The 10,042-nt window shown below is 69.7% G+C and carries 10 protein-coding genes and 1 pseudogene; 6 read left to right on the top strand and 5 right to left on the bottom strand.

All coding sequences use genetic code 11. From position 1 onward, the window contains the following. Positions 1-443, bottom strand: a pseudogene (locus G6031_RS06700) (two-component sensor histidine kinase); the annotation flags it as partial. A gap of 146 nt (positions 444-589) precedes the next feature. Next, complete coding sequence (locus G6031_RS06695; protein ID WP_182652832.1) at positions 590-1,315, bottom strand: response regulator; 726 nt, start codon at positions 1,313-1,315, stop codon at positions 590-592. A gap of 335 nt (positions 1,316-1,650) precedes the next feature. On the opposite strand from G6031_RS06695, the gene G6031_RS06690 reads away from it, so the two are divergent. From G6031_RS06690 to G6031_RS06680, 3 genes are all read left to right on the top strand, one after another. Continuing rightward, complete coding sequence (locus tag G6031_RS06690) at positions 1,651-2,160, top strand: hypothetical protein (protein WP_182652831.1); 510 nt, start codon at positions 1,651-1,653, stop codon at positions 2,158-2,160. Between the two features lie 179 nt (positions 2,161-2,339). Next, complete coding sequence (locus tag G6031_RS06685) at positions 2,340-2,957, top strand: TetR/AcrR family transcriptional regulator (protein ID WP_182652830.1); 618 nt, start codon at positions 2,340-2,342, stop codon at positions 2,955-2,957. Beyond that, positions 2,954-3,775 (top strand): NAD(P)H-dependent oxidoreductase, encoded by an 822-nt coding sequence (locus G6031_RS06680; RefSeq protein ID WP_182652829.1) that lies wholly within the window; start codon positions 2,954-2,956, stop codon positions 3,773-3,775. The genes G6031_RS06685 and G6031_RS06680 overlap by 4 nt, the downstream gene beginning before the upstream one ends. Before the next feature lie 29 nt (positions 3,776-3,804). Here G6031_RS06680 and ccsB read toward each other — a convergent pair whose 3' ends face one another. Both ccsB and G6031_RS06670 read right to left on the bottom strand, forming a co-directional pair. Next, entirely contained in the window at positions 3,805-4,803 is a 999-nt protein-coding gene (ccsB, locus tag G6031_RS06675) for a c-type cytochrome biogenesis protein CcsB (RefSeq protein ID WP_182652828.1), read from the bottom strand. Next, positions 4,800-6,491 carry a cytochrome c biogenesis protein ResB gene (locus G6031_RS06670; RefSeq protein ID WP_182652827.1) on the bottom strand — a complete coding sequence of 564 codons (1,692 nt, stop codon included), beginning with the start codon at positions 6,489-6,491 and terminating at the stop codon, positions 4,800-4,802. The genes ccsB and G6031_RS06670 overlap by 4 nt, the downstream gene beginning before the upstream one ends. Positions 6,492-6,668: 177 nt before the next feature. Here G6031_RS06670 and G6031_RS06665 point away from each other — a divergent pair, with 177 nt between their 5' ends. After that, positions 6,669-7,169 (top strand): SRPBCC family protein, encoded by a 501-nt coding sequence (locus G6031_RS06665; RefSeq protein ID WP_182652826.1) that lies wholly within the window; start codon positions 6,669-6,671, stop codon positions 7,167-7,169. Here G6031_RS06665 and G6031_RS06660 read toward each other — a convergent pair. Continuing rightward, positions 7,135-7,788: a TetR/AcrR family transcriptional regulator gene (locus G6031_RS06660; RefSeq protein WP_182652825.1), complete on the bottom strand. Its 654-nt coding sequence runs from the start codon at positions 7,786-7,788 to the stop codon at positions 7,135-7,137. The genes G6031_RS06665 and G6031_RS06660 overlap by 35 nt on opposite strands. A 92-nt stretch (positions 7,789-7,880) precedes the next feature. Between G6031_RS06660 and G6031_RS06655 the strand changes: the two genes are divergently transcribed. Both G6031_RS06655 and G6031_RS06650 read left to right on the top strand, forming a co-directional pair. After that, the gene (locus G6031_RS06655) at positions 7,881-8,882 is read left to right on the top strand and encodes a Rieske 2Fe-2S domain-containing protein (protein ID WP_182652824.1); all 1,002 of its coding nucleotides are present in this window, start codon (positions 7,881-7,883) and stop codon (positions 8,880-8,882) included. Positions 8,883-8,890: 8 nt separating this feature from the next. Continuing rightward, positions 8,891-9,982, top strand: a complete 1,092-nt coding sequence (locus G6031_RS06650; RefSeq protein ID WP_182652823.1) for a dihydrodipicolinate reductase — start codon at positions 8,891-8,893, stop codon at positions 9,980-9,982. Positions 9,983-10,042: the final 60 nt, after the last annotated feature.

The following is a 10,042-nucleotide window of genomic DNA, read 5'->3' as shown; positions in this document are numbered from 1 at the left end:
ACCAGCCGCTGGACCACGGCCCGGTTCTCCGTCAGCGGGATCGCGACCGTCACGCTCTCCCCGCCGGGGCCGTCGAACCGCAGCGCCCGCCACGAGGTCGATCCGTCCCCCGTGGACGGGACCGTCGTGGGGGTGTCCGGGTCCAGCGAGTCGAGGTCAGGTGCGGAGTCCTCGTCGTTGATCTCCACCACCACGGCGCCGTCGACGTCCCTGACCTGCACGAAGTACCGGCTCGGCGGGCTCTCGGGACCGGGCGCGCGCGGCGGCGGGGGCGGCGCCTCGGCGGGCAGGTCACCCATCGGACGGGCCCACCCGCGCTCGGCCTGGTGCAGCGCGGCATCGGTCCGCTCGAGCATCGAGGCCTCCAGCGCGCGGGTCACCGCGACCCCCGAGACCAGCAGCGCAAGCGCGGTCAGCACCACCGCGAGCACGACCAGACTCACCCGCAGCGGGACCGCGCGACGCCGCGGGGCGGGAGACGCGGCCGGGGTTGACGACGACGGGGACGACGATGGGGACGTCGGCGGGGGCGACGAGGAGGACCACGACGGGGACGACGACGAGGCGGGCACGCCCGGCGAACTGGGCATCAGCGCGGTTCGCGCAACACGTAGCCGACGCCGCGGATGGTGTGGATGAGTCTCGGCTCCTCGGTGTCGATCTTCTTGCGCAGGTACGACACGTAGGACTCGACCACGCCGCCGTCGCCGCCGAAGTCGTAGTCCCACACGTGGTCGAGGATGCGCGCCTTGGACAGCACCGTCCCGGCGTTGACCATGAGGTAGCGCAGCAGGGTGAACTCGGTGGGCGAGAGCGCGACGGCCCGGCCCGCCTTGTGGACCTCGTGGCTGTCCTCGTCCAGCTCGAGGTCGGCGTAGGTGAGCCGCGAGCTGCGCTCGGCCCCGGACAGCGTGCCCGCGCGGCGCAGGATCGTGCGCAACCGGGCCACCACCTCCTCGAGGCTGAACGGCTTGGTCACGTAGTCGTCGGCCCCCAGGGTGAGTCCGGCGACCCGATCGGCCACGGCGTCCCGCGCGGTGAGGAACAGCACCGGCGCGTCGCAGCCGTCCGCGCGCAGTCGCGTGACCGCGTCGAAGCCGTCCATGACAGGCATCATCACGTCCAGGATCACCGCGTCGGGGCGGAAGCGGCGGGCCTTGTCGATCGCCTCGGCACCGGTGCGGGCGGTCTCGACCTCGAAGCCCTGGAATCGCAGGGAGACCGACAGCAGCTCGACGATGTTCTCCTCGTCGTCGACCACCAGGACCCGGGCCTCGGGCCGAGCGTCGGGGGCGTTGCTCGCTGTGGCGTTCACGTGCACAGTATGCCGAGCGATCGTGGCGGTTCCCCGGCAGTTCGCTGGCAGTTGGCTGGGAGCCGCGGTCGCTGGCACCTGCACGGTGGGCCCAGCGGGCGGATGGGACCGTGTCGCGGCGGCGGGACTCGTCGTCGTGGTCTCGGTTCTGGTCGAGGTCTCGGTTCTGGTCGTGGTCTCCGCTCTGGTCGTGGTCTCACCTCGCGCTCGGGAACCCCGCGTGACCTGGGCTGCCCTGCGGAGGGGGTGCAGGGCACCGGAGGGAAGCTCACTTTTCAGAGCGGCTCCGGGAGGAACCGACGACCGCACGCGCCCCGCTGGGGCAGCATGAGGGTATGACGAAGCCCTCCAACACCTCTGCAATCGCCTCCGCCACCGGCCGGTCGTGGGACGAGTGGGTCGAGATGCTCGAGCAGGCCGGCGCGCGCGAGATGGCGCATTCGGCGATCGCGAAGGCGACCCTGGGGATGATGCCGGAGTCGGTCGAGCGCGCCGAGTGGTGGGCCCAGGGCACGGCCATCGCCTACGAGCAGCACGCCGGCCTACGGGTTCCGGGCCAGTCCTGCACCGGCGACTTCCAATTGTCGACCTCGCGGACCGTGACCGGTGACATGGACGCGGCGCTGCAGGCGTGGGTGGACCTCGCCGGGGACCGCGAGGAGTTCGGCGGCGTCGAGGTCGAGGCCCCCGCGGCCACGTCGAGCAGCGAGAAGTGGCGCTACTGGCGGGTCCCGCTGGCCGACGGCACGCGCGTCGCACTGAACTTCAGCGACAAGAAGAACGGCAAGTCATCGGTGGGGCTGACGCACACCAAGCTCGACTCGGCCGAGGCGATCGACTACTAAAAGCCCGTCTGGAAGGACCTGCTCGCGCAACTCTGAGGGGCTCCGCGCCTGTCCACGGCGCGGGCGTCTGCTGCCAGACTCCGCCCGTCGAGCGCTCACACGGTGCGACCCGCTTAGCTACTAGTGGTAACCTACTATCAGTAGCCAAAGCGGACGGCTGCCCGATGAGGAGGTTCAGAATGGCTCAGGACATCAGCGAGGGACCGCGACGGCGGATGTCCCGAGAAGAGCGGCACGCGCAGCTCGTCGCGACGGCGCGCGCCTTCATCCAGGAGTTCGGCACCGACGAGCTGACCCTCGGCCGGCTCGCGGCCGAGGCCGGGGTGACCAAGCCCGTCGTGTACGACCACTTCGGCGATCGGTCCGGGGTGTTCGTCGAGCTGTACGAGGAGTTCGAGGCGCGACAACGCTCGACCCTGAGCGCATCTCTGCGAGACAGAGCCGACGACCTCGAGCGTGTGTGCACGCTGGTCGCCGAAGCGTACGTCGACTGCTGGTTGGCGGAGGGTCGCGAAATGGCCGGAGTCGTCGCCGCCCTCGCGGGCTCGCCGGCGTTGGAACGGCTGCGGCACGACGCCGAGAGGGGCTACATCGCCGTCTGCCAGGAGGCGTTGGAACCGATCGTCGGGACCGTGGACCCGGCGCGGATGCAGGCGGTCATCGGGGCCGGGGACGCCCTCGCACGCGACGTGCTCTCCGGCGCGCTCGAGGCGGACCGGGCCCGGCACGTGCTGACGGCCGTGGTCCTGGCGATGGCGACGGAGCCGGTGGCCGACCGTGAGGAGCGACGCTCGTGACCATCGACCATCCCCTCACGCCCGACAGTGCGCTGTGGGTGTACTCCCACCCTCGCCGTGGATCGCTCAACGAACGTCTCTTCCGCGCAGGCGTCAGCGCCCTCGGTGAGACGACACAGGTGCTCACCTCCGACCTGTACGCCGAACGGTTCGACGCGGTCCTGCGCGCGAGCGATCTCGGCGAGCTCGCCGACGCGCGCGGCGGCCTGGCCGAGCTGCTCGGAGAGGCGTACGCACAGGGCGGGCTCGCCGCCGAGGTGCGGGCCGAGCAGGACAAGGTCGCGTCCGCGGAGCTGCTCGTGCTGCAGTTCCCGCTGTGGTGGTACGGCATGCCCGCGCTGTTGAAAGGCTGGTTCGACCGCGTCTTCACCGCGGGGTTCGCGTTCGGCGACATGGACCCCGAGCTCGGGGTACCGCGCAGGTACGGCGACGGCGGGCTGGCGGGGCGCAAGGCCCTCATCATCGTCACCGCAGGCGAGGACGACCGGTCGATCGGCCCCCGGGGCATCAGTGGCGATCTCGACTCGCTCCTGTTCCCCCTGACCCACGGCATACTCTGGTACGTCGGGATCGAGACCTACGAACTGCACGTCATCCACGACGCCGACGCGCTGGACGACGACGCGGTGGCAGCCGAGCTGACGCGACTTCGAGAGCGGCTCAGCTCCCTGTCCACCGAGCCGACCCGCGCCTTCCGGCGGCTGAGCGACGGCGAGTACCAGGGAGCGAGGGCGCTTCGAGCGGATCTCGCCCCACATCGGACGGATCTCGCCATCCATCTCCGCGACGAGGCGTCCGAGGGACCGCCGTCCACGTGAGTCGGGGCGGCCGCCGAGCCCTCCTCGCCCTAGTTCAGCCCGGCGTAGGAGTGCAGGCCCGAGACCACGATGTTGATGAAGAAGAGGTTGAACGCCAACACCACGAAACCCGCGATGTTGATCCACGCCGCCTTCTTGGGGCCCCAGCCGCTGGTCGCGCGTGCGTGGAGGTACCCGGCGTAGAGGACCCAGGAGATGAACGACGCGGTCTCCTTGGGATCCCAGCCCCAGAAGCGGCCCCACGCGCTCTCCGCCCAGACCGCCCCGAGCAGGATGCCCACGCTGAAGATCGGGAAGCCGATCACCGTGGTGCGGTACGCCAACCGGTCCAGGGTTTCGGCGGCGGGCAGTGGCCGGGTCAGTCGCGTGGCCCACCCCTTCTCCTGCCCCTGGGGTTGCCACACGCGCAGCAGGTACATGATCGACACGACGCCCGGGATGAGCAGGATGCCCGAGCCCAACGAGATGATCGTCACGTGGATCGGCAGCCAGTACGAGCGCAGTGCGGGCACCACCGGGGCGGCCTCGGAGTACAGATGGGTCCCGCCGAAGAACAGCAGCAGCAACACCGGGGCGAGGACGAACGGCCACGCCACCTGCAACGCGGGCTTGCGCAGGAACACCAGCCCCGTGCCCACCGCGAGAACGGTGGTGGCCAGGATGAACTCGTACATGTTGCCCAAGGGGAAACGGTCGGTCGCCAACCCGCGGAGCACCAGCGAGGACGCACTGAACACGAAGGCGATCGTGACGAAGAGCTGCGCGATACGCGCCCAGCGCACGTTGCCCGCGGACGCGCGGTCCTCGTCGCCGGTATCGGTGAGGGACGTGGACTCGGTGAGCCCCGGCCCGCCGGCCCCGGCGAGCTGCCTCGGCGAGATCTTCTCCACCCGGAAGCCGGCGTAGTAGATCAGCGAGGCGACCAGCGCCAGGACGTAGATGGCGAACGACGTGCGGAACGCCAGGTCGCTGTACGTCGAGAGGGTCTCGTCGATGGGCAGGCCCTGGGCGAGTATCAGAGAGTTCACCGGGTGTCGTCCTTCCGCGGAGCGTCGCCGGCGGTGCCGCGACTGGTTGCAGTGTGTCCCGAGTCGGGCTCCTCGGGCAATACGGGTGTGACGGCCGCCGCTGCGACGAGCCGGTCACGGAGGTCGTCGAACTCCGAACCCCAGCCCATCCGGTCCGTCCGGGCCAGTCCCCCCAGGTCGACACGGGTCACGCCTGCGTCGTCGACAGACACCCGCGCCCAGATCCGACGGCGCCGCACCATCAGGCTCAGGATCAACCCTGCCATCATCACCGCGGCGGAGACTCCCACCCAGAGCTGCGTGGGGTCCTCGGACACCTGGATGTTGATGAACTCCTCGGCCCCGTCGAAACGGACCTCGGTGCCGTCGGGCAGGGTGGTGGATTCGCCGGGGAAGAGGTTGACGCGCGCCTGGCGTTCGAGGGCGCCGGACTCGATGAGGTCCGAATCCAGCGAGAAGACCGACTGCGGACGGCCGGTGTCGAGGCCGGCGTCGCCCTGGTAGACGTCGATCGCCACGGCCGGGTCGTCCATGTTGGGGAAGCGGGAACTCAGGAGCGTTCCGTCGAACGACGCCGTCGGCGCGAACAGGCCCTGAACGGCGATCTGCTGCGTGCGCCGCTCCATCAGATCCGGGTACATGCCGGCCGGCGGGTCGAAGCGCATGATGCCCGACGACAAGAACGTCTGCAGCTCGGTGGGCTGCCAGTGCTGGGTGTCCGTGCGGGTCTCGCCGTTGGGGAACGTGACCGTGAAGGTGGGCGCGAAGCCGTGGCCCTGCAGGTAGACGCGGGTCGAACCCACGCGCAGCGGGTGGTTGACGCGCATCTCGTACGGCTCCCACGTCTGCGGATCGGTCGTCGAGACCTCCTCGGTGAACCGCACGTTGGAGGTGAACATCTCGGCCTGGCCGTTGGGCAGGTAGTCGGCGCGGAAGTCCTCGATCTTGATGCAGAACTGCTCGAGATCGGTGCCGTCGACCAGGATCCCCGCGCGGAACGTGTCGTACGCGCTGGGGGTCGTGTTGCAGAAGGCCGGCGACTCGGCGTTGGCGATGATCACCCGCATGCCCTCGGCGTAGACGAACTTTCCGGCCGCGAACATGATGAGCAGCGCCAGGAGGCCGAAGTGGAAGACGATGTTGCCCACCTCGCGCGTGTAGCCGCGCTCGGAGGAGAGCTCGATGGTGCCGGGGACGCGGCCGTCGCCGTCGTTACGCCGCACCCGCCAGCCCTTGAGCTGGGACTGCACCTGGTCGGCGGCCTGCTCGGGCGAGGCCGTGGTGCGGTACGCGGCGTGGTGGGGCAGCCGCGCGAGGTTGCGGGGCGTGAGCGGCGGGGGCGTGCGCAACTGCCTGACCAGCTCGAAGCAGCGCGGGGTGAGGCAGCCGACCAGCGAGACGAACAGCAGGACGTAGATGGCGGTGAACCACCAGCTGGAGAACACATCGAACAGCTGCAGACGGTCGTAGAGCTCGCCCAGCCAGCCGCTCTCGGCGATGTAGTCGTTGACGTTGCCCTCGTTGAGGCTGCGCTGGGGAAGGAGCGCGCCCGGGATCGCCGCCACGGCGAGCAGGAACAACAGGATCAACGCCGTGCGCATGGCGGTGAGGGTGCGCCATGAGTTGCGGAGGAAAGCGGTGACGGTGCCCAGCGTGGAGCGGGCGGCGGCGGTTCTGGGCTCTGGCATGGGGTCCATCTGCGGTTCGCGGCGCGCCGTTCTGTCGCGGCGCCGGTTTGGACCCAGGCTAGTCGGGGGCTCCTGAGCGGTTTCTGTGAGGGCTCGCTCCCCTGACCGACCCGCTGGGCGAGAACGTGTTCTACCCTCGGGGCCACGGATCTCCGGGGCCAGACGAGAGGAGCGGCGATGCCGACCATGCACCCCTGTGAACCGGTGGACGTCGACTACACCGACACCGCCCGGTTCCGCTTCACCAACAGCGTGACCATCCCGGCCTCGCCGCGGCAGCTGTTCGAGATCTTCGTCGACGCCGACTCGTGGCCCCGCTGGGCGGGCGTGATCACCAATGTGGTCTGGACCAGCGAGCCCCCGTACGGCGTGGGCACCACCCGCACCGTCCACATGCTCGGCGGCCTGGTCGGCGAGGAGGAGTTCCTGGCGTGGGAGCCCGAGCGCCGGATGGCGTTCCGGTTCAACGCCAGCTCCACCAAAGGGATCCACGCCTTCGCCGAGGCCTACGACATCGTGCCCACCGAGGGCGGCTGCCGACTCACGTGGACGCTGGCGATGCACGGCACCGCGGCGACCAACCTGTCGATCGCCGCGGTCCGGCCGGTGATGAACCTGCTGTTCCGCCGCTTCCTGAAGCGACTCAGCGCCCTGGCGGCCGAGAGGTATCCGGGCTAGTCAACAGCAGGCGCAGCCGCCGCGTCATGTCGTCGACGAGCACCTCCGGATCCTCGGCGCGCGCCGACGCCACCCACTCGGACAGCCAGACCTGGAGGGCGGAGATCGCCATCCCGGCGGCGATGCGGGGATCGAGGCCAACGAGCTCCCCCCGGTCCGCCGCGGCCTGCATCCCGGCGGCGATCACCTCGAGCCCCGAGCTCCACACCGTGCGCTGGATCCCGTGGGCGCCCTCCACGCTGCTCGCCCATCCCCCGCCGGCCCGGAGATTCATCTCGAGGTAGGCGGGGTGCGCCGCCAGGAAGAGGAACACCCGACGCAGCCCGGTGAGCAGTCGCTCGAGCCCCGGCTCCCCGGCGTCGGCCTCGCGCACGGCCTCCAGCAGGGCGTCCATCCGCGTGCGGTGCAGGGCGTCCCAGATCTCCGCCTTGCCGGAGAAGGATTTGTACACTGTGGCCAGCGACAGACCGGCGGTGGCCGCGATCGCGTTCATCGGGGTGGCGGTGAACCCGGCCTTGCCGAACTCGCGCTCCGCGGCGCGGAGGATCTGCTGGCGGTAGCCGTGGAGCCTCTCCTCACGGTCGCCGGTCCTCGTCGTCGTAATCCCTGTGGCCTCCACGGCTCGATGCTACCTTCGCAGAATCGCCATTCTGTTTCTGTGGATGGCGGTTGCCACCTCCTCCTGGTGCGAGCCGAGAACGGAGTCCGCCGATGCCCAAGCCCCCGCTCCCCATGAAGCCGACCGGGTGGTTCCAGGTGGCGTGGTCCGCCGAGGTCCCGGTCGGGCACGTCCATCGGGTCACCGCGTTCGGGGAGGACCTGGTGACCTGGCGGAGCCGATCCGGCCGGGTCACCGTCATGGACGCGTACTGCAAACACCTCGGCGCCCATCTCGGCCACGGCGGCACCGTCGTCGACGAGACCATCCAGTGCCCCTTCCACGGCTGGCAGTGGAACTCGGACGGGCGCAACACCGCCATCCCCTACGCGGACCGCCCGAACCTCGGCCGCAAGATCAGGACGTACCCGGTGGTCGAGCGGAACGAGTCGATCTACATCTGGCACGACCTCGAGGGGCGCGAGCCGTACTTCGACGTGCCCGACGTCTTCACCAGCTGGGACGACGGCACGCGCGCCGAGGACTACCACCCGTGCCACCCGCGGACCACGCTCGTCGAGGAGCGGCTCCACCTCCATCCGCAGTACGTCCTGGAGAACGGGGTCGACTTCGCGCACTTCGAGTTCGTCCACAAAGTGCCGATCATCCCGGTCTTCACCAGGCAGGACTTCGACGAGCCGGTCTCCTACGTCGACTTCACGATCGCGTTCGAGGGCTCGCCGGGATCGATCGAGGAGGTCGACAGCGGGGTCGAGGCCATCAACGGCGGGCTGGGGGTCGCCGTCACCCGGAGCCACGGGATGGTCGACAACCGCACCGCGACCTGCGTCACCCCGGTCGACGACGAGACCTGTGACGTCCGGTTCTCCGTCTGGATCCGCCGGCGCCCGGACCTGGGCGACGACGAGTCCGCCGAGCGCGCGGCCAGGCACGGCCGCGGCGTGATCGAGCAGTTCGAGGCCGACCTCGCCATCTGGAGGCACCAGAAATACTCCGACCCCGCCGCGCTCGCCCCCGGCGAATACGAGGGGTTCACCGCCCTGCGGACATGGGCCACCCAGTTCTATCCCGATCATCCACTCCCCGAAAGGTGACACCTCAGATGACCAGCAGCACCAGTGAGCCCGCCCGCGTGTTCCAGGTCGCCACCGGCAACGTCGGCAGCGAGATGATCAGACGGATCGGCAGCCACCCGGATCTGGAACTCGTGGGCGTCCACTGCTACACGCCCGAGAAAGTCGGCCGGGACGTGGGCGAGCTCGCCGGCATCGCGCCCGTCGGGGTGGTCGCGACCGGCACCGTCGAGGAGATCGTCGCGGCCCGGCCGGACGTGCTCACGTTCCACGGCGTCTTCCCCGACGAGGACCTCTACCTGCAGGTCCTCGAGGCCGGCATCAACATCGTCACCACCGCCGACTGGATCACCGGGCACCACCGCGACCTCAACCATCCGCACCCGTCCGGTCGGTCGTGGCGGGAGATCCTGGACGAGGCCGCGAAGTCCGGTGGGGCGACCTTCTACGGAACCGGCATGAACCCGGGCCTCAACCAGATCCTCGGCCTGGTCGCCTCGGCCGACGTGGCCGACATCGAGAACGTCACCACGATCGAATCCGTCGACGTGTCCTGCCACCATTCCGCCGACACCTGGACCGAGGTCGGCTACGGCAGGCCCGTCGACGATCCCGCGCTGCCGGGGATGCTGCGCAAGTACACCGAGGTGTTCGCGGACTCGGTGTACATGATGGCCGACGCGTTCGACCTCGAGCTGGACGAGGTGGTGTTCGACTGCGAACTGGGCGCCTGCACCGAGGACGTCGACCTGGGCTGGTACCGGCTACCTAAAGGGTCCCTCGGCGGGAGTTACATCAAATACCTGGGGATGGTCGACGGGGTGTCGCGGATCGAGACCCACCTCGAGTGGCAGATGACCCCGCTCACCGAGCCCAAGTGGGACATCAAGGGGTGCTACATCACGATGATCAAGGGCGATCCGCAGATCTACAACAAGCACATGATCTTCCCCGCCCCCGGCGTCGACCTCTCCGATCCCGAGGACTTCGCGTCCATCGGCATGACCGTGACCGGGCTGCCCGCGCTCAACTCCATCAGGTCGGTCATCGCCGCGCCCGCCGGGGTGGTCACAAGCGCAGATCTGCCGCTGCGGACGTTCGCCGGCAGGTTCGCGAGGTAACGGGCCACCGGGCTCGGCGGCGGTGGCTCCCTCGGCGGCCCGGCGGCTCGGCGGCGGCCC

It is taken from the genome of Dietzia sp. CQ4, from assembly GCF_014145125.1.
GTDB lineage: Bacteria > Actinomycetota > Actinomycetes > Mycobacteriales > Mycobacteriaceae > Dietzia > Dietzia natronolimnaea.
This window is presented reverse-complemented; position numbering and strand designations above follow the sequence as displayed.

What these genes read in the sequence shown, in the direction of transcription:
- G6031_RS06690 (WP_182652831.1), top strand. Translation starts at nt 1,651, where the DNA reads ATGACGAAGCCCTCCAACACCTCTGCAATCGCCTCCGCCACCGGCCGG.
- G6031_RS06685 (WP_182652830.1), top strand. Translation starts at nt 2,340, where the DNA reads ATGGCTCAGGACATCAGCGAGGGACCGCGACGGCGGATGTCCCGAGAA.
- G6031_RS06670 (WP_182652827.1), bottom strand. Translation starts at nt 6,491, where the DNA reads ATGCCAGAGCCCAGAACCGCCGCCGCCCGCTCCACGCTGGGCACCGTC.
- G6031_RS06665 (WP_182652826.1), top strand. Translation starts at nt 6,669, where the DNA reads ATGCCGACCATGCACCCCTGTGAACCGGTGGACGTCGACTACACCGAC.
- G6031_RS06655 (WP_182652824.1), top strand. Translation starts at nt 7,881, where the DNA reads ATGCCCAAGCCCCCGCTCCCCATGAAGCCGACCGGGTGGTTCCAGGTG.
- G6031_RS06650 (WP_182652823.1), top strand. Translation starts at nt 8,891, where the DNA reads ATGACCAGCAGCACCAGTGAGCCCGCCCGCGTGTTCCAGGTCGCCACC.